This window comes from Wohlfahrtiimonas populi (genome assembly GCF_002006795.1).
GTDB classification, from domain to species: Bacteria; Pseudomonadota; Gammaproteobacteria; order Cardiobacteriales; family Wohlfahrtiimonadaceae; genus Wohlfahrtiimonas; species Wohlfahrtiimonas populi.
Genome location: NZ_MVDN01000001.1, coordinates 549,928 through 570,198 on the forward strand (window position 1 = coordinate 549,928; position 20,271 = coordinate 570,198).

The window sequence follows — 20,271 nt, forward strand, 5'->3', positions numbered from 1 at the left end:
TGAGGATTCCTTTTTATTTTCTATTTTTTAAATCTTGCCAAAATTTTACCAACTTTTTCTGCCCTGAGTGCTGATAAGGTTGTTTTATGTGAAGCTTATTCAAGTCTTCTTGACTTGGATACAAGATTTCATCCTTAATTAAGTACTCATCCACATGTTTAAACGCAGCTTCATTCGATGTTGCATATTCAACATAATTTGCAGCACGTGCGTTATTTTCAGGCTCTAACATGAAGTTAATAAATTCATAAGCTTCATCTTTATTGGGCGCATCTTTCAATACAGTGAACTGATCGAACCAAACTAAGCTACCTTCTTTTGGAATGAAATACTGAATATCTACATTTGTGCCTGCTTCTTTTGCACGCGCTTTCGCCAAATAAATATCACCTGACCAACCTAATGCAACACAAGCATCGCCATTAGCTAAAGCTGTAATGTATTCAGACGAATGAAACTTTTTAATATAAGGACGAATTTGTTTCAAAGCATCATACGCTTTATCTAAATCTGCTTTATCTGTTGATTCTGCTGGAATGCCCAAATACATATTGATCACTGGCAGCATTTCGCTTGGGCTATCAATCATATAAATGCCACAGCTTGCTAATTTTTCAGCATACTTAGGATTCATGATTAATTCCAAAGAATCCAACGGTGCATCTGGCACTAATTCTTTAATCTTTTTAGCATCATAAGCAATCCCTGTTGTTCCCCAGAAATAAGGAACTGAATGCTCATTCATGCCTTTAAACTCAGCCAATCGTTCTGTCACAAAAGGCCAAATATTTTTTAAATTCGGTAACTTATCTGTATTAATTGAATCTAATCTGTTCGCTTGGATTAAATACGCAACGGTATAATCAGAAGGCACAACAATGTCATAACCTGAATTACCTGCTAAACTTTTGGCCAACAATACATCGTTACTATCAAATGTATCATAGACGACATCAATGCCAGTTTTTTCTGTAAATTCAGTGATTAAATCTGGATCGATATAATCCGTCCAGTTATAAATTCTAACCTCTTTGGCAACTGCTGTTGCACTTAATGCGATTAACCCAGTGATTGCCGCTAAACGGCTAATTTTACGAACCATAGTTTTCATTAATACATTCTCCCCAAAAAACAATGGAAACGAGGCAGTTACACTGTCGAGCTGCCTCGTTTTTAAACTCATTAATACTCTAAAATATTAGTCTGCACGGAAAGTATCGTGACAGCTCTTACAAGTTCCGCCTAATTTACCCATTTGTGCTTTCAATGTATCTTCAGTTGCAGCTGCTGCAATCATTGCATTGCTTTCTGTTACAAAGTTAGCCAAATCTTGTTTGAACTTGTCTTGGTTAGTATTGATATCATTCGTTACTTTACTGCCAGCATAGCTACCAGGTAAGAATACTTCATTCAAAGAAACGGCCATAGAATTCATTGTTTTTGCTGCTTTTTCTGCTTGCGTTGCATCAAAAGGAATTTCACCTTTTGCCATACCAGCCAATGTACCCATTTCCCATGCAGATACTTGGAACATTGCTTTACGCACTTTTTTTACTTGTTCCATATCTTGAGCAAAACCTGCGCTCATTGTTGCAACTGCTAATGTTGCTAACAAAGCTAACTTTTTCATTGTATAACTCCCTTATACTTATATATTAATAATTCTAACCACTTGTGATAAAAATCACTGCTCGATTATAGCGAAATTTTATAGCTGCATGGCATATTTACATCTCTTTACTCTCGCAAAGCTTGATAAAAGGCTAAAATTGCCAACACTATCAAACCGCCCCCAAGCCATTCATCTAAACCATTCCAACCAATCATTGTGGAAACAAATACCACTGCACCAATCAATGCATAAATTTTTCGTGTTGTTTGTTTCGCTTGAATCTTCTGATATTTTTCTAGTACTTTATCATTAATATCAACTTTAAGCTTTCCTCTCACCATATCTTGGGAGATCAGAAACATATTCTGCATTGCTTCTGGTAAATTATCAACCCAATTAGGAATCGCACGTTGATATTTTTGCGCAACAGATTTCACGCTCTTTTGTGACTTCACAAACTTCACCAAAAATGGTTTCGCTGTTTTCCATAAATCTAANTTGCTTCTGGTAAATTATCAACCCAATTAGGAATCGCACGTTGATATTTTTGCGCAACAGATTTCACGCTCTTTTGTGACTTCACAAACTTCACCAAAAATGGTTTCGCTGTTTTCCATAAATCTAATTCTGGGTAAAGCTTACGACCAATACCTTCAATATTGAATAAAGTTTTTTGCAATAAAACCAACTGAGGCTGAACTTCCATTTTGAAACGTCGGCCTGTTTGAAATAATGACAACAAGAATCCACCAAATGAAATTTCACTCAAAGGCTTATTAAAAATAGGTTCACAAATGGAACGAATTGCAGATTCTAATTCCTCGATTGATGTATCTGCTGGCACCCAACCTGATTCCACATGCAATTCAGCAACTCTACGATAATCACGATTAAAGAATGCTAAGAAATTACTAGCAAGATAATGCTTATCTTCTTCACCTAAAGTGCCAATGATTCCGTAATCCAATGCAATGTACGATGGATTTTTAGGATCTTTAACATCCACAAAAATATTCCCAGGATGCATATCCGCATGGAAGAAACTATCCACAAATACTTGCTTAAAGAATACTTCCACGCTCAATTCTGCCAATTTGGGAATATTCACGCCCAGCGCTTTTAAAGTCTCCACATGATCCACTGGCACACCAGAAATTTTTTCCATGATCATGATATCTTTGCACGCATATTCCATGTAAATATGCGGAATATACATTTCTGTCGAACCTTCAAAATTACGTTGCAATTGCATACCGTTGGCTGCTTCTCGCGTTAAATCTAACTCACTTAAAATTGTACGTCGATATTCTTGAACCACTTCCACAGGGCGCAAACGCTCACCGCCTGAAACATAGTTTTCAACCGCATGAGCAATCATTTCCATCAATTGGATATCGCGTAGAATCACTTTTTGAATATTCGGGCGAACAACCTTCACCACAACTTCATCGCCATTTTTCAATACAGCACTGTGAACTTGCGCAATGGATGCAGCAGCCATTGGCGCTTCATCAAAGCTTTTAAACACTTCTGATAAAGGTTTTTTAAGTGATTTTTCAATAATTTGAATGGCTAGAGCTGAATCAAATGCAGGCACGTTATCTTGCAATTTTGCAAACTCATCAATGTATTCATCAGGGAAAAGATCACTTCTTGTAGACAATGCTTGCCCTAATTTCACGAATGTTGGGCCCAAAGCTTCCAACGCTAAACGAATACGAATCGCCAAAGGCGTTTTTTTATGCTGATTAAAAAGGTTAGCTAATGGCTTTAAAAACACAAACAACCGAAACACTGGAATCAGAAACACAAGTTCATACAAACCATAACGCATTAAGATCCAATGGATTTTTAAAACTCTTAACCAACGTGAAAACATAGCCAACCTTGTGAAATCAATTAATAAACAAAACCACGATGAATCGCAACAATACCGCCTGTTAAATTCTTATATTCAACTTCATCAAAGCCTGCTTCTAACATCATTGACTTCATTGTTTCTTGATCTGGGTGCATACGAATGGATTCAGCTAAATAACGATAGCTTTCTTCATCATTCGCAATAATTTTCCCCATGAAAGGTAATGCTGAGAACGAATAGAAATCATATAATTTCGTCAATGCTGGATTGTTCGTTTTAGAAAACTCCATCACAACCAAACGACCACCAGGTTTAATGACGCGTTGCATTTCTTTCAATGCTTTCAATTTATCTGTCACATTGCGCAAACCAAAGCTAATCGTCACTAAATCAAAAGTATTATCTGGAAATGGAATTTCTTCAGCATTAATTAATTCAAAAGAAATATTATTAATAAATCCTGAATTAATGACACGCTTTTTGCCTTCTTCCAACATGGATGAATTAATATCAGACAAAACTACATGACCTGAATCGCCCACACGTTTAGCAACTTTCATGGCAATTTCGCCTGTGCCACCTGCTAAATCTAGAGCTTTTTGCCCTTTACGCGCGCCTGTTAATTCAATCATCGTGCGCTTCCACAAACGATGAATACCAAAACTCATCACATCATTCATCACATCGTATTTCGATGCAACTGAATGGAAAACTTCAGCAACCTTCTCTTCTTTTTTATCTTTATCAACGGTTTGGTAGCCAAAGTCGATCTGTTCTTTATCGCTCATGATCTTTAATCCTATTCATTCAAAAATCTGCGGTATATGATAACAGAACTTGGCGTAAATCTTGATAAACCATTTCTGTTTCTGGCTTCACGCTGTGCCAAAACTCAAAGCTGAGCGCCGCTTGTTCCACCAACATTCCTAAACCATCAAAGCTCTTTTCTGCACCATTATCTGCCAAATATTCCATGAATACTGTTGGTTTTGTGCCATACATCAAATCATAACCAATCGTGCTAGCATCAATCTCACAAGGTAATGGCGTAAATTCATTGCTTAATGAACTACTGGTTGCATTGATGATCACATCAAATCGCCCTGATAATTGCTGCCATTCACAAGCATTGATATTCCCTTCTTGGCTAAAATCTTGAGCCAATTGCACAGCTTTTTCATGGGTGCGATTGCTGATCACAACTTCCGCAGGTTTTGCACGCAATAAAGGTCCTAAAATCCCTTTAGTTGCACCGCCTGCACCCAAAACTAGAATTCGTTTGCCTGCTAATTCTAATTGATGGCGCTCCACCAAATCACACAGCAAGCCATTACCATCTGTATTGTGCCCAATGAATTTATCATCAGAGAAACGTAATGTATTCACTGCACCAGCTTCTTTTGCTTCAATGGTTAACTCATGAGCAAATCGAAATGCATTTTCCTTAAAAGGCACTGTGACATTTGCACCCAGTAAACCTTGATGAATCAACTCTGCCAATTCACCTTCAAAATTATCTTTCGCTAAGCAGAACGCTTTATATTCCAAATCAATGCCACAATTTCTCGCAAACATTGCATGAATCATTGGGGATTTTGAATGGGCAATGGGATTACCTAAAACACCGTACAACTGCATAATCTCTCCTTATTGTCCGCGTAAGAACATGCGATCTAAATCCACCATTCCGATAGAAGTCCACGTTGGTCGACCATGATTACATTGATCTGCCCTTTCTGTTCTTTCGATATCGCGCAATAGCGCATTCATTTCTGGCAATGTCATTTTACGGTGATGACGAATCGCGCTGTGACAAGCCATTGTGCTTAAAATCTCATTCACCGCAGCCTTAATTTTTTCACTTGAACCATAACGATCAAAATCATCAATCACAGCCGTAATTAAACGATCAATATCTGCATTGATCAATGCCGCAGGCACTTCTCGCACTACAATTTCATGATCTCCAAATGCCTCTGCAACAATGCCAACTTGCGCTAATTCCACTTGAAACTCTGCAACTGCTGCAACATGTTTACCTTGCATTTGCATCACTTTTGGAATCAATAAAGGCTGACGAACTAAAGTTTGTTGATCATGAATGTTACGTTTGAATCGTTCATAAATAATACGTTCATGCGCAGCATGCATATCCACCAATACTAAACCTTGCTGATTCTCCGCCAAAATATATGCACCATGCAACTGCCCTAGTGCATAACCTAATGGCGCATCATCTACTTGATCATTTTCACCAGCCAATGATTGTGGCTGAAATGTCGAAAGCACAGGGTTAATCTGTTCAGATTTTTGATCCAATCCTAAAGCCGCATAAACATTCACAGGCTGATCATTGCGAGAACCTTGAAAAGTTGAAGATGCATTATTAGAGTTATATGAAGGATTAAAATTCAACCGGCTTTGTTGCTGTACAGGCTCCGACATTGGTTGAATAAATTCAGATGCAGCATTAGATGATTGCTGATTGCCTTGCATTTCAAGCAATGGCTTTGCCACCACTTGATGAATTGTTCTGAATAAAAAATCATGCACAAATCGTGATTCGCGAAAACGAACTTCATGCTTAGCAGGATGTGCATTCACGTCCACACCTTCAGGATCCATTGTTAAATAAACAATGAATGCAGGATGTCGATGCCCATATAAGACATCTTGATAAGCTTGTTTAATTGCATGGGCAATCAAACGATCTTTCACCATGCGACCATTCACATACACAAATTGCCAATCTGTTTGATTCCGTGAAAATGTCGGTTTGGCAATCCAGCCATGCAAAGTTAACGTGCCACGTAAATCTTCTATTGTATGTGTGAAATAAAAGCTATTATCTAAAAATTCTTGGCTGAAAATCGCACCGATTCGTCTCTCTTTTTCTTCTTGTGTTCGACATACTTTAGTATCAAATACAACTTTATCATTATGCATGAGTTTAAATGCAATATCGAATCGAACCAAAGCCAAACGCTTTACCAACTCTTCGATATGACTAAACTCTGTTCTCTCTGTTCTTAGAAACTTTTTACGTGCTGGCACATTATAGAAAAGGTCCTTAACTTCTATCGTTGTACCGAATGGATGTGCTGCTGGCATTGGCTTTTCAATTTCATCATTACCAACACCTGTCACTTTAAAACCGTGAGAAGATTCAGCTGTTTTAGTGATCAATGTTAATTCGGAAACTGATGCAATACTTGCCAAAGCTTCCCCTCGAAACCCTAAACTCTGTACACGAATCAAATCATTAGAATCACGAATCTTACTCGTTGCATGGCTCGTCAATGCCAACAACAAATCCTCTTCATGAATCCCACTGCCATTATCACGAATCGTGATTTTTTTAGCGCCACCCTCATGAATTTCTACAATGATTTCAGTAGAACCAGCATCAATACTATTTTCCACAAGCTCTTTAACAACAGAAACTGGCCGCTCTATGACTTCACCAGCAGCAATCTGATTAATGACTTGAGGAGATAATTTTTGGATTCTTTTCATAATTTCCATCACACAAAAAAGAAACGCCTGTCAAACAGGCGCTTTTTAATGATTCTTGACTGAATTAATGCAAGCTTGTTCTCAAACGTTGCATAATTTCATCTTTTGGCATGCCATCCAATGACTCAATGTTGATTGCTGTGCGGTTTTTACCATCAGCACTCATTGTCACTTTGAAACGATAGTAGATAGACTCTTTCTCTTGCCAGAATTTAATGCCGCCACCTTTCGTTTTGTTAGGATCGCGCTGTAATACCATATAGCTATGTTCATTACTATTTTGTGATTCAACTTTAAATGTTGCGCCATCATCTAGTACATTACCCACTTGAATCCATACAGATTCCAATGGGCGGTTGATCACAACACCGCGTGCTGTTTCTTCCATGATCATAGAGTTAGCACTTTTTACTTCTTTAGCATTTGCCGCGCCTAATTTAGCAGCTAAACGAGAAATCATTTCTGCTTCTAACTCAGAATCTCTTGGACGATCTACCCATTTATGGAATTCATTATCACGACCTGAAGTTTGATCTTTCATACCGTAATGCGTTACATAAGCCAAGATCTCACCTTTGCCACTACGTTCTAAACGAATTCTAAATTTATCACGTGTTGGTGATGAGAATACGCTATCCATAGTAGATTTCAACAATTGGCGAATCCATGAATCTGGAACATCAGCTCTGTTTTCAGCCCAACCTGATTCCAAAATACCAGCTTCTGGGTTTTGGATTTCAATCGGTAAACCAACTTCTTGGAATAACTGAACTGATCTTGACCAAACGTATTCAGCTGGCAAAGTCGTTGCAATCCAACGTGTATCGCCTGAACGCTCAATACGCACAGAATCAGATGATACCAACACTCTATTCGTCATGTTATTTCTGTTATTCGCTTGCTTCTGATAATCACTCAACATTTGAGTTGTGCGATTATTGCTATCCACGTTGCCACCGCGACCTACTAAATCAGGCGGTAACTCCAATGGATTAACAGATGTTGCTTGTAGATAATCTAATCGACCTTTAGGTTGGATTGAGTTCGTCGAACAACCTGAAAGTACAATCAAGCCGGCAAGACCACCTATTAATGCTTTGTTATATTTCATATAAATTTCCGAATAGTTTTAGATCAACAATTTAACTTCATAAAATTGTGCGATATTATAGCAATAAATTACGCTTTCGGTAATTTAGCAATCAAATCTTGCATCGTTAAATGATATTGTTTATCTAAACTAATCAATGGTAAACGGATGCCGCCTTGGATTTTACCCATCTCTTTCAAAATCCATTTGGCAGGAATTGGGTTCGATTCAATGAATAATAAACGGTGTAATTCTTTCAATTCTGCATCAAAAGCTTCTGCTTTTTCACGATCACCTGCCATCGCAGCCTGAGTCATTTTATGCATTTGCAATGGTGCAACATTTGCTGATACTGAAATCACGCCATTTGCGCCACGCAAAATAGCTTCACATGCTAAGCCATCTTCACCTGACCAAACAGAAAACTTATCACTGGAGACTTTATCTAATAACTCATCAATGCGCTCTAAAGTCGATGCCTCTTTAACGCCAATGATGTTATCAATATTTGCTAAACGTGCCACAGTTTCAGGCAACAAATCAACGCCTGTGCGTCCTGGAACGTTGTACAAAATTTGTGGAATATCCACAGACTCTGCAATCAATTTATAATGCTGATATAAACCTTCTTGTGTAGGTTTATTGTAATAAGGCGTAACTAATAAACATGCTTGAGCACCATCTTCTGCTGCCCAATGTGTTAGTTTTAATGCTTCTAATGTTGAGTTAGAACCTGTTCCCGCGATCACAGGTAAACGACCATCTGCAAACTCTACAACTTTACGAATCACTTGACGATGTTCTTCATAATCGAGAGTTGCCGATTCACCAGTTGTTCCAACTGCGACAATTGCATCCGTCTTATTGACCACGTGAAATTCTACGAGCTTTTCTAAAGCACCATAATCAACACGACCATCTGGATACATTGGCGTAACAATTGCAACTATACTTCCCGTAAACATGATTCCTCTCCATTAATGCTATTCAATACGATAAACAAATTCTTTATACAATAATTTATTTAATCCTTTAAGTAAATAGCCACAGGCGCATGATCTGAAGGACGCTCTTTTGCTCTAACATCCCGCAAAACTTCTGATTTCATCAAGCGAGCCGATACATTTTTAGATAATAAGAAATGATCTATGCGCATTCCTTCATCTTTTTCAAACTGCCCTTGACGATAATCCCACCAAGTGAACATTGGATCTTGTGTTGCAAATACACGTAAAGCATCCACAAAACCTAATGACAACATATTGTTAAATGCTTCTCGTTCTTTACCTGAGCACAGAATTTTACCTTGCCACAATTCAGGCGCATAAACATCTTCATCTTTAGGCACAATATTGAAATCGCCCATCACAATGACATTCCCATATTGCTCTAAAGCATCTTTTAAATAATCATGAAATGCAGCGAGCCATTTGAGTTTATATTCATATTTTTCAGAATCAACTTCTTGCCCATTAGGAACATAAACATTGATGACTCGATAATCGCCAATTGTTGCTGCAATCAAGCGCTGTTGATCATCTTCAAAATTGGGCAATTGAATTTCAACATCTTGAGGCTCAATTTGGCTGATTAAAGCAACGCCATTGTAAGCTTTCTGCCCACTTGCAATTGCGTGATAACCATGTGCTTTGACAGCATCAAAAGGAAACATTGCAGTTTCACACTTTAGCTCCTGCAAACCAATAATCGCTGGCTTTACATCTTTCAACACTTCCTCTAAATGCGCTTGGCGCACATTAACGGAATTCACATTCCATGTAATGATTTTCATATTAACAACTTAACCTTTAATTTATTGCTTAGATAATTGATCAACGCGCCAATTATTCAACTGTGCTTTACAAGATAACAAAATATTACCTGAACCTGTTCCGCCCATCATAGCAGCCGATTCACGTTCACATTCTGCATCTCTAAATTCAATAAAAACAGCCTGGGATTTTTCTAATGCCTTAACAGCATCTACAGTTGAGACTGAATCAATGCCTTCTAACGCAGCTTTGGATTGACCAAACAAGTTTGAACAGCTTGCTTCACATTCGTCTTAACATTTTGAGTTGTTTCATAGCATTGCGCCAATGGATCTGCGCTAGTAACTTCTTCTGCATAAAGCGGTGCTGTAAATGAAATCATCAATAAAGCTGATTTCAATAGTGTCTTTTTCATCTGCATTCCTGATTTTAATAAGTGGTTTATATATTACATACTACAGGGCTTCATTGATAACATTCGATTATTTTCAATGCATTTATGTTTATGTTAAAGATAACCAACTTTATTTTGTGAATTGAAATCATCAATCTGCCCACGACAAAGAGCGGGAATTATCCTAATTTCTAATAAATCCGATTCTCTGCATTGCCAAGTGATTTTATCTTTATCATCCAAAACTGCCTCCAAAATAATAAAGGCATTATCAGCCAATTTATTATTGTAGGTAATCTTGATTTTGCCTTTAGGTAGAATTTCAACAGCTTTAACCGATTGCCCTACTATCTGATTAGCTTCAGGTAAGCCCGCTTCTTGATTATTATTCGGAAAATGCTTTTCTTTTTCATAAAATTCAGCGATAGCAATCTTTACTTTTGAAGCTATTGTAAATCCTTCAGCAACATAAGTACGTTTTCCATAATCTTTTAAAGCACACATCGAAAACATATTAGCAACACTAATAATAATCGCAATGACTAAAAATATAACAAATACTCTCTTCCATTTTTTTATCTTTGACTTATCTGTCTTTGATATATTTTGCATATTTCTATTTTCATTCCCTACATGAAGCGGGCAAAAGCTTTTGATCAAAATGGTCTAATGCTTTTGGATTATCTCTACACGTCCAATTCACTTTCCCATTTTCAACTTGTGCTTCTAATAAAATTTGAGGTTTCTCATCATTTTTTAGACCAAAATTAATGAATGATGATTTTTCCTTCAGGCAAAATTTCAATAGCATTCACTCGTGCACCTTGAATTTTATTCGGCTCAACTAAACCAGCTTCTTTATTATCATTTGGGAACCGTTGTTCTTTTTCATAGAAATCAATACTTGCTAATTTAACACCTACTGACAAAGCCAATCCTTCAGAAATATATGTGCGAAGCTCTTGATCTTTTTCCACTGTATCATTCATCCAAAGAAATAGAACGACCCATACTAAAATAACGCCAGAAAAAACACCCAATATCATCTTAGATACATCTAATAACATCCACAAAAGATTTTTCATAATGATTTTATTCTTAATTATTAATAGACTTATCATTGTACAATAAAAAAGCGCCATCCCATGGATTGCGCTTATGTCACTACACTAATGGTATTTTCATATTTGGTCGTAAAGTATGAGTTGCATAATATAAGCGATATGCTTGTACAACACCTTGCATTGTATAAGTATCTAGCGCTCTTTCTCTAAACACTATTTTTTGTGCAATAGTTCTAGCCTCAAAAAACCAACAGATTGGCATTAATATATTGCTCTGAATTTTTAGTACGTTTAGAGTGATGAAAATCACCATATTCTCCTCTCATTGCATGAGCAATAGAATTTACAACAATACTTTGATGGTTTAAATGATTATTGAGATAATCTGTCAACGCCAAGAACTCTTGCCCTTCTTTCATATTTTTTGTTAAAGATAGGCAACCTAAAAATGCATCCAATTTAGTTAACGTTGAAATATTTTCCAAACAAGCATAATGATTGAGTTTATGGAAATTTTCGACACCAAATCCAATCGACATTAAATAAATATTAGGAATATTAGTTTCCGTTGCAGCTAGCATTGAACAAGCATCTTCAACAATCGTGGCAACACCTGATTCATCACCAAACATTAAACTATCAGTTCCACCATCAACTAAAACAACAGTATCAATATCATATTCATCAATAATTTTTTGGTAAGCATTGGTCAAAGGTAAAACGCCAATTTGATTAGAAAATGCATACATTTTAGGTGATTCACCATGTACTTCATAAAGCCACTCTAAAATATGTTTTTCAGGAAAATAATCACTATGGCGAGCATCTTCAGAAATATTTGATATTCTTAAAACATCGTAACATCCTGGAGTCCACTCTTCACAATCACTATAACCAACAGTGGCAAATGATAAATTTGCTAAATAAACTTCACAACCTTGCGCTCTTAAATAAAGATATAAGAACACACCATTGGCAATATCATATCCACCACCTGCACCAGCCAATAATATTTTCTGAGCTTTTTTCATTTTTGCTAAAAAAGGTATTTCCATAATATTTTAATGCACCTCATCCCAATTATTGCCAACCGCTACCTCTACTTTCAATGGCACTTTTAGCTCAATCACTTTTTCCATAGCATTTTTCAGTAATTGCACTGCTGCTTCTGCATCCTTTTCAGAAACTTCCAAAATCAATTCATCGTGTACTTGTAAAAGCATTTTTGCATCTAATCCTGATGCGGTTAATTGCTTATCCACTTCTATCATCGCCAATTTAATGATATCTGCTGCTGTACCTTGCAATGGCGCATTGACAGCAATACGTTCAGCACCTGATTTCATCATATGATTCGTGCTATTGATATCAGACAATGGCAAACGGCGACCTAACAATGTTTCCACATAACCCAATTGACGCGCTTTCTCTTTAGCATCTTCCATGAACTGCAAAATACTAGGATAACGACTGAAATAACGCTGAATATAATCTTGTGCTTGTGCACGAGCAATGCCCAATTGCTTCGCTAAACCGAATGCGCCCATACCATAAATCAAACCAAAGTTAATAGCTTTAGCTGAACGACGCAATTCACCCGAAACTTCTTCNAATGGCGCATTGACAGCAATACGTTCAGCACCTGATTTCATCATATGATTCGTGCTATTGATATCAGACAATGGCAAACGGCGACCTAACAATGTTTCCACATAACCCAATTGACGCGCTTTCTCTTTAGCATCTTCCATGAACTGCAAAATACTAGGATAACGACTGAAATAACGCTGAATATAATCTTGTGCTTGTGCACGAGCAATGCCCAATTGCTTCGCTAAACCGAATGCGCCCATACCATAAATCAAACCAAAGTTAATAGCTTTAGCTGAACGACGCAATTCACCCGAAACTTCTTCCAATGGCGTATGAAAAACTTCTGAAGCCGTTGCTCTATGAATATCTAAATCATTCTTAAACGCTGCAATCAAAGTTTCATCACCTGAAAAATGCGCCATCAAACGCAATTCAATTTGTGAATAGTCGGCAGAAATCATTTTATAACCATCTTTCGCAATGAATGCTTGGCGAATTTTTCTACCTTCTTCTGTACGTACAGGAATATTCTGAAGATTTGGCTTTGATGAAGACAAACGCCCTGTAGATGTTAAAGCTTGGTTAAATGATGTATGAATACGTTTTGTTGTCGCATCAACCTCAGCAACCAATGCATCTGTATAAGTGGATTTCAATTTTGCCAATTCGCGATATTCAATGATGTGCTTTGGTAATGGGAAATCAAGTGCCAATTCTTGTAATACTTCTTCATTTGTTGACGGTTGCCCTTTTGCTGTTTTCTTAATCACAGGCAAGCCCAATTTACCAAATAAAATTTCACCCAATTGCTTTGGTGAACTCAAATTAAACTCTTCGCCTGCCAAATGATAAACTTCATTTTCTAATTTTGTTAAGCGCTCTGATAGCTCTTGGCTAAATGCTTCCAAATGAGGAACATTCACCAAAATCCCATCATGTTCCATTTTTGCCAACACAGTTAACAATGGCATTTCAATCGTTTCATACAATGATTTCAATGTTGGAATAGAATCCACTCTCGGCTTTAAAGCCTGCCATAAACGCAATGTAATGTCTGCATCTTCTGCGGCATAATGAGTTGCCGTTTCTAGTGGAATTTCATTGAATGTCTTTTGCGCGCGCCCCTTGCCTGCAATCTCTTCAAACGGCGTTGTTGTATGATCAAGATATTTCAATGCAAGATCATCCATGTTATGCTTTTCTGTCGCATCCCAAACGTAGCTAGCCAACATCGTATCATCCGCAATACCATTCAATGTAATGCCATAGCGCTGTAAAATGTGCCAATCAAACTTGAGATTTTGCCCTACTTTTAAAATTTCAGGATTTTCTAAAACTGGCTTCAATCGTGTGATTACATCCTGCAACGCCAATTGCTCTGGCGCAACCAATAGATCATGTTGCACAGGAATATACACAGCGTCACCAGCCGCAATGGACAAAGAAATGCCAACTAATTTTGCCTGCATGAAATCCAAGCCATCAGTTTCTGTATCAATCGATAAACGATAAGCTTGTGGAATACAGGCAATATAATCATCTAAATCTTGAATCCTTGTAATGACACGATAATCCTGAAAATCAGGTTTACGTGGCATGATCCATTCCATTGTTCTCGGTGCTGATACAATAGTATTCAACATCGGTTTAAATGCATTATCAGCTTTACCTGCAACCAACTGCTTCAATAAAGAGTGAAATTCAAACTCTGTATAAAGCTCTTTTAAGCCTTCCACATTTGCATCACGTAATTCTAATTCTTCAACTTTATAAGGTAGTTCTGCATCCATGACTAATGTTGTGAGCTTTTTGGATAGCTCTATTTGCTCAAAAGAATTACGTAAGCGTTCACCAACCTTGCCTTTGATTTGCTCAGCATTAGCCAAAATGCCTTCTAAGGATTGATATTCAGTAATCCATTTGGCAGCTGTTTTTGGCCCAACACCTTCAACACCTGGAATATTATCGGCTTTATCGCCCATTAAGGTTAAATAATCACGAATGGCTTCAGGATAAACGCCATGTTTTTCAAAAACACCTTCACGATCTAGCATCTGATTTTTCATACCATCATACATTTTGATTTGATCATCGACGAGCTGTGCTAAATCCTTATCACTTGATGCAATAATCACATTGAAACCTTTCTGCTTAGCTTCAATGGATAAAGTTGCGATCACGTCATCAGCTTCAATGCCATCAATGATTAAACGAGGCAAACCCATCAAATCCACAACATCCATCAATGGTGCAATTTGTTCACGCAAATCATCTGGCATTGGCGGGCGATGCGCTTTGTAATCAGCATAAATATCACTACGGAAACTTTTACTTTTCGCATCGAATGTCACTGCAACATAAGCAGGATCAAAACTATCCAATAACTTTTGAAACATCGTGATGACACCACGAATCGCCCCAGTTGGACGACCTGATCTTGTCGTCAAAGGTGGCAAAGCATGATAAGCACGGAATAAAAAGTTAGAACCATCGATGATTAAGAAAGTTTTGTTAGACATGATTTTCCAGATGTTGGTAATAAGTAGAATGATTTTACATGATTATCTTTAAAAGTTTACAATGCGACTCTTAATAATCAAATATTAGAATCATTATGTTCTTAAAATATGTATCAATTGGCATTCTTAATACAGGCTTACATTGGCTAATTTTTGGAATTTTTATTCTCTTGCTAAATTTTGAGCAATCTATTGCAAATCTGGCAGGTTTTATCGTTGCAGTGACATTCTCTTTTTTTATGAATGCTAAGTTCACATTCAATAAAACACCTACTAGTTTAAGATATATTTTATTCACCATTTTCATGGGGATTTTGAGCTATACTACGGGATTAATTGCGGAAAAATTAAATCTGCACCCTATTATAACTCTTGCTTCATTTTCAGCTTTGAGTCTAATTTTAGGTTACCTATATTCAAAATGGATCGTATTTAAATAAATTGAAAGATACACATATTATGAAAATATCTCTAATCATCCCTGTTTATAATGAAGAAGCTGCCATTCCAATCTTCTATCAAGCAATTAAAAATGCAGAATTTTTGAAGCCTTATCAAATGGAATTAGTATTCATCAATGACGGCAGTAAAGATCAAACAGAGAATTTGATTAATATGCTNCACATATTATGAAAATATCTCTAATCATCCCTGTTTATAATGAAGAAGCTGCCATTCCAATCTTCTATCAAGCAATTAAAAATGCAGAATTTTTGAAGCCTTATCAAATGGAATTAGTATTCATCAATGACGGCAGTAAAGATCAAACAGAGAATTTGATTAATATGCTAGAGGCTTCGGATCCATCTGTAAAAGCTTTGAGTTTTACAAGAAATTTTGGCAAAGAACCTGCACTGTTTGCTGGTTTAGAACATGCGACAGGCGATGCCATTATTCCTATTGATGTTGACCTACAAGACCCTATAGAAATCATCCCTGAATTGATTCAAAAATGGCAAGAAGACTATGATGTTGTCTTAGCAAAAAGAGTAGATCGCTCAAGTGATACTGCACTTAAAAGAAAATCGGCAGAGCTTTTTTATAAATTACATAACAAAATTAGCCAGCCAAAAATTGAAGAAAACGTTGGTGATTTTCGCCTAATGTCTCGAGAAGTTGTAGAAAATATTAAACAGCTCCCTGAACGTAATCTATTTATGAAAGGTGTTCTTTCTTGGGTGGGTGGCAAAACAGCTATCGTTGAATATACTCGTGCGGAACGTTCTGCTGGAGATACAAAATTCAATGGTTGGAAATTATGGAACTTAGCTTTGGAAGGCATTACTAGTTTTTCAACTGCACCACTTCGTATTTGGACATACCTAGGATTTTTTGTTGCTAGTTTCGCATTCCTATATGGTGCTTACATGATGCTAGATAAAATCTTATTTGATAATCCTGTGCCTGGTTATCCATCATTATTAGTGTCTATTTTATTTTTAGGTGGCATTCAGTTAATTGGCATTGGTGTGCTAGGAGAATACATTGGTAGAATTTATATTGAAACTAAACAGCGCCCTAAGTTTATTCTAAAAAAGAAGTTATAGTTTATAGATCTGTGACTGACACCCAAAAATAAATTAACCTAATTGCAATCTCCCGAATAAACTATGACAATACTCGATTTTGATAGATTAAATATTATGACTGTTTATTCTTGCTTTAGACTTTGGGATATTTATAGCACCTCTGTGCATGACTCAACGAAGATATCACTTATATCTTACTAAAAAGTAATATTTAATAAGTTGAGATAAATGCACACATAAAACTCATATCAAAATCAAACAAATACCTAAGGTATATTTTAGAAGTAGAAGGTAAAAGCAGATGATGAAAACAATTAAACCAATCAATTATATACTATTATCTATCGCAATATTATATGTTCTACCTATTATTCTGGCTAACACATATTATCTAGATGATATGGGGCGAGCAATATTAGGATATAGTTGGGGGCACGACGGTAGATTCATTGCATCACTGGTAGCCAAACTACTATCACTTCAAGATATTGCAATATCTTTATATCCTTTTTCCATTATCATCTCTGCAATTATCATTTTTATATCAGGAACAATATTAGCGATCACACTTGGTCTATATACACCATCAAAACAGTTTCATATTTCTCACCTCACATGTCTTATATTACTAATTCCCCCTTTTCTACTAGAAAATTTAGCATTCAGATTCGACAGTTTATATATGGCACTGTCAATATTTTTAGCCATTTTGCCGATCTATTATTATCAACATAAGTTTTTCATTTTAATTAGTAGCATATGTTTATTTTTAATTTTTGGACTTTATCAAATCTCTAGCATGTTATATTTTTCTGCGCTGTTATGCCTACAAATATCTCATTCTATTAATAACAAAAAAATACTTTGGAAAGTCCTATTCTATTCTCTTATTAGCTTTTTCTTGGCATTTGCTGCATATAAAATAATATTGCATTTCCGTGGTTATACTATAGAGCGCGCAGCTCTTTTACCCATGTCTATCAATAATATGCACATTATAATTAATAGATTATCGGACTATATTAATATTTATAAAACATTATTCATATCTAGTAAATACCTAACTGCAACAGCACTCTTAATCATAGGTGCAATCTGCGGTCTATCCATAAAATTATATAAAATAGACTCTATGTTAGTTAGACTTAAACAAATATTGATTATAATCCTATGTATTTTGGGTGTGATGATATGCTCAGTATTTCCCAATATTCTGTTGGAAACTATGTGGTTAACTGCTAGAACATTTATAGTTTTTCCTATTTTTATCATTATCCTAGCAATTTTTATACAACCTTTATTTACGCATCAGAAAAAGCTACTTAAATACATTGCAACAATTGCTTACATTATTTTATTTAGTTACTCGTTCGTACTCTCTAGTATATTTGGTAGCATTCTAAAAAATAATGATGATTATAATAATCTTTTAGCAACAGAAATCACTCATAAACTCACCAGTGTTGTACCAGACGAACAAATAGAGCTTGTTATTGCAGGATCAGCACCACCAGCGATTAGAAGCTTATTACTATATAACAAGTATCCTATCATGCATTTATTAGTCCCCAACCATTTGTCAGAAGACCAATATTGGGGAGTCAAAAGCTTATCAACCTACTATTGGTTCAACTGGTCAACAAATAAAGAAGAATTAATCTTACAAAAATGCGACTTTCCTTTATTAGAAAGCAATCATTTTTACCAAATTAGACAAAAAGAAAATACATTCATCATTGACTTTGATAAATGTATTTGAGAAATCTACAATTATTAACTTAAAGGATTATTCCATGAAATTTACCTGCTTCAAAGCCTACGACATTCGTGGCAAACTCGGCACAGAACTCAACGAAGAGATTGCTTATAAAATCGGCCGAGCTTATGGTCAAATTTACCAACCTAAAACTATCGTTGTCGGTTGCGATGTCCGTTTAACTAGCGAATCATTGAAACAAGCGACGATCAATGGATTGAATGATGCAGGTGTCAATGTTTTAGATCTTGGATTAGTAGGTACAGAAGAAGTATACTTTGGCGCATTTCATTTAGATGTCCAAGGCGGTATTGAGATCACGGCTAGCCACAACCCTATGGATTACAATGGCATGAAATTAGTGCGTGAAAATGCTCGTCCAATTGGTGCAGAAAGTGGGTTGAAGGAAATTCAAACTCTGGCAGAATCAGGTAATTTCGATGAAGTTCAAAACAAGGGTACAACTAAGTTTTATAATATTTTGCCTGAATACATCGAACACCTATTAACTTATATTGATCCAGCTAAAATTCGTCCAATGAAATTAGTGATGAATGCAGGTAATGGTGCAGCAGGTCATGTTGTAGATGCATTGGAAACTAAATTCAAGGCGCTTAATATTCCTGTAGAGTTCATCAAAATACATAATGATCCTGATGGCAACTTCCCTAACGGCATCCCTAATCCTATTTTAGTGGAAAATCGCGCAGCGACAGCCAATGCAGTAATAGAACACAATGCAGATGCAGGCATTGCATGGGATGGCGACTTTGATCGTTGCTTCCTATTTGATGAAAAAGGGCAGTTCATCGAAGGTTATTACATTGTAGGCTTATTGGCTCAAGCATTCTTACTCAAACAATCTGGTGAAAAAATTGTGCATGATCCTCGCTTAACTTGGAACACTTTTGACATTATTAATCAATATAATGGAATAGCGATACAATCTAAGTCTGGTCATTCTTTCATCAAAGAAATGATGCGTGAGCACAATGCAATTTATGGTGGTGAAATGAGTGCACACCACTATTTCCGTGATTTTTCTTATTGTGATAGTGGTATGATTCCTTGGTTACTAGCAATTTCTGTGATGTCAGAAACTCAGCAGTCATTATCATCCCTTGTGGAAAATATGATTGAAAAATTCCCATGTAGCGGTGAAATTAACTTTAAAGTAGAAAATACTCAAGTAACAATCCAAAAAATTATGGATCACTTCACAAATCAAAATCCTAGTATTGATACAACTGATGGCATCAGCTTAGATTTTGGTGCTTGGCGCTTAAATGTTCGTGCTTCCAACACTGAACCCTTACTAAGATTAAATATTGAAAGTCAAAGTGCTCAGAACCCCAAATCAATGGAAGAATATGTGCAAGTATTAACAGAGATTATTCAATAACAAACGTAAAACAAGTACAAAATTATAAGTTGTAATTATGCAATCATAGTTACAACTTTCTTTTTCTAGATTACAATAGTCGGCTATTTTTTAAATATATGATTCATTAACTTAGTGAACAATGATACAAATTTTTTAACAAGGTCAGGATTTAATGAAATTC

Annotated in this window: 21 protein-coding genes; 5 read left to right on the forward strand and 16 right to left on the reverse strand. The window is 36.2% G+C overall.

Annotated features, from left to right (window positions below; translation table 11 throughout):
* Positions 1–13 precede the first annotated feature (13 nt).
* The 16 genes from BZK16_RS02780 to polA all read right to left on the reverse strand — a co-directional run bounded on the left by BZK16_RS02780 (position 14) and on the right by polA (position 15,421).
* On the reverse strand, positions 14–1,111 hold the full coding sequence (locus tag BZK16_RS02780; RefSeq protein ID WP_077927352.1) for an extracellular solute-binding protein: 1,098 nt from the start codon (positions 1,109–1,111) through the stop codon (positions 14–16).
* Between the two features lie 87 nt (positions 1,112–1,198).
* Positions 1,199–1,630, reverse strand: a complete 432-nt coding sequence (locus BZK16_RS02785) for a c-type cytochrome (RefSeq protein WP_077927353.1) — start codon at positions 1,628–1,630, stop codon at positions 1,199–1,201.
* A 107-nt stretch (positions 1,631–1,737) separates the two neighbouring features.
* Complete coding sequence (locus BZK16_RS02790) at positions 1,738–2,067, reverse strand: hypothetical protein (RefSeq protein ID WP_077927354.1); 330 nt, start codon at positions 2,065–2,067, stop codon at positions 1,738–1,740.
* A 38-nt stretch (positions 2,068–2,105) separates the two neighbouring features.
* Entirely contained in the window at positions 2,106–3,491 is a 1,386-nt protein-coding gene (ubiB, locus tag BZK16_RS02795; protein WP_233145162.1) for a ubiquinone biosynthesis regulatory protein kinase UbiB, read from the reverse strand.
* A gap of 20 nt (positions 3,492–3,511) precedes the next feature.
* Positions 3,512–4,261 (reverse strand): bifunctional demethylmenaquinone methyltransferase/2-methoxy-6-polyprenyl-1,4-benzoquinol methylase UbiE, encoded by a 750-nt coding sequence (gene ubiE / locus BZK16_RS02800; protein WP_077927355.1) that lies wholly within the window; start codon positions 4,259–4,261, stop codon positions 3,512–3,514.
* 19 nt (positions 4,262–4,280) lie between these two features.
* Complete coding sequence (aroE, locus tag BZK16_RS02805) at positions 4,281–5,111, reverse strand: shikimate dehydrogenase (RefSeq protein ID WP_077927356.1); 831 nt, start codon at positions 5,109–5,111, stop codon at positions 4,281–4,283.
* Between the two features lie 9 nt (positions 5,112–5,120).
* The gene (gene mutL, locus BZK16_RS02810) at positions 5,121–6,989 is read right to left on the reverse strand and encodes a DNA mismatch repair endonuclease MutL (RefSeq protein ID WP_077927357.1); all 1,869 of its coding nucleotides are present in this window, start codon (positions 6,987–6,989) and stop codon (positions 5,121–5,123) included.
* Between the two features lie 64 nt (positions 6,990–7,053).
* Positions 7,054–8,100, reverse strand: a complete 1,047-nt coding sequence (gene bamC / locus BZK16_RS02815) for an outer membrane protein assembly factor BamC (protein ID WP_077927358.1) — start codon at positions 8,098–8,100, stop codon at positions 7,054–7,056.
* 68 nt (positions 8,101–8,168) lie between these two features.
* Positions 8,169–9,044 (reverse strand): 4-hydroxy-tetrahydrodipicolinate synthase, encoded by an 876-nt coding sequence (gene dapA / locus BZK16_RS02820; protein WP_077927359.1) that lies wholly within the window; start codon positions 9,042–9,044, stop codon positions 8,169–8,171.
* Between the two features lie 59 nt (positions 9,045–9,103).
* Complete coding sequence (gene xth, locus BZK16_RS02825) at positions 9,104–9,871, reverse strand: exodeoxyribonuclease III (protein ID WP_077927360.1); 768 nt, start codon at positions 9,869–9,871, stop codon at positions 9,104–9,106.
* Positions 9,872–9,892: 21 nt separating this feature from the next.
* The gene (locus BZK16_RS02830) at positions 9,893–10,117 is read right to left on the reverse strand and encodes a lysozyme inhibitor LprI family protein (RefSeq protein WP_077927361.1); all 225 of its coding nucleotides are present in this window, start codon (positions 10,115–10,117) and stop codon (positions 9,893–9,895) included.
* The gene (locus BZK16_RS14220) at positions 10,090–10,266 is read right to left on the reverse strand and encodes a hypothetical protein (RefSeq protein WP_158076793.1); all 177 of its coding nucleotides are present in this window, start codon (positions 10,264–10,266) and stop codon (positions 10,090–10,092) included. The genes BZK16_RS02830 and BZK16_RS14220 overlap by 28 nt, the downstream gene beginning before the upstream one ends.
* A 93-nt stretch (positions 10,267–10,359) precedes the next feature.
* Positions 10,360–10,857 carry a pilin gene (locus BZK16_RS02835; protein WP_077927362.1) on the reverse strand — a complete coding sequence of 166 codons (498 nt, stop codon included), beginning with the start codon at positions 10,855–10,857 and terminating at the stop codon, positions 10,360–10,362.
* Positions 10,858–11,012: 155 nt separating this feature from the next.
* Complete coding sequence (locus BZK16_RS02845) at positions 11,013–11,330, reverse strand: hypothetical protein (protein ID WP_077927364.1); 318 nt, start codon at positions 11,328–11,330, stop codon at positions 11,013–11,015.
* Positions 11,331–11,548: 218 nt separating this feature from the next.
* Positions 11,549–12,364 (reverse strand): DUF1152 domain-containing protein, encoded by an 816-nt coding sequence (locus BZK16_RS02850; protein WP_077927365.1) that lies wholly within the window; start codon positions 12,362–12,364, stop codon positions 11,549–11,551.
* Between the two features lie 6 nt (positions 12,365–12,370).
* On the reverse strand, positions 12,371–15,421 hold the full coding sequence (gene polA, locus BZK16_RS02855) for a DNA polymerase I (protein ID WP_077927366.1): 3,051 nt from the start codon (positions 15,419–15,421) through the stop codon (positions 12,371–12,373).
* 95 nt (positions 15,422–15,516) lie between these two features.
* Here polA and BZK16_RS02860 point away from each other — a divergent pair, with 95 nt between their 5' ends.
* The 5 genes from BZK16_RS02860 to BZK16_RS02880 all read left to right on the forward strand — a co-directional run bounded on the left by BZK16_RS02860 (position 15,517) and on the right by BZK16_RS02880 (position 20,108).
* Positions 15,517–15,861 (forward strand): GtrA family protein, encoded by a 345-nt coding sequence (locus BZK16_RS02860; RefSeq protein ID WP_077927367.1) that lies wholly within the window; start codon positions 15,517–15,519, stop codon positions 15,859–15,861.
* Between the two features lie 19 nt (positions 15,862–15,880).
* A complete protein-coding gene (locus BZK16_RS02865; RefSeq protein WP_077927368.1) occupies positions 15,881–16,054 on the forward strand; it encodes a glycosyltransferase in 174 nt (57 codons plus the stop codon).
* Entirely contained in the window at positions 16,051–16,968 is a 918-nt protein-coding gene (locus BZK16_RS02870; RefSeq protein ID WP_077927369.1) for a glycosyltransferase family 2 protein, read from the forward strand. The genes BZK16_RS02865 and BZK16_RS02870 overlap by 4 nt, the downstream gene beginning before the upstream one ends.
* Before the next feature lie 283 nt (positions 16,969–17,251).
* Positions 17,252–18,709 carry a glucosyltransferase domain-containing protein gene (locus BZK16_RS02875; RefSeq protein ID WP_077927370.1) on the forward strand — a complete coding sequence of 486 codons (1,458 nt, stop codon included), beginning with the start codon at positions 17,252–17,254 and terminating at the stop codon, positions 18,707–18,709.
* 34 nt (positions 18,710–18,743) lie between these two features.
* Positions 18,744–20,108, forward strand: a complete 1,365-nt coding sequence (locus tag BZK16_RS02880; protein ID WP_077927371.1) for a phosphohexomutase domain-containing protein — start codon at positions 18,744–18,746, stop codon at positions 20,106–20,108.
* Positions 20,109–20,271 lie beyond the last annotated feature (163 nt).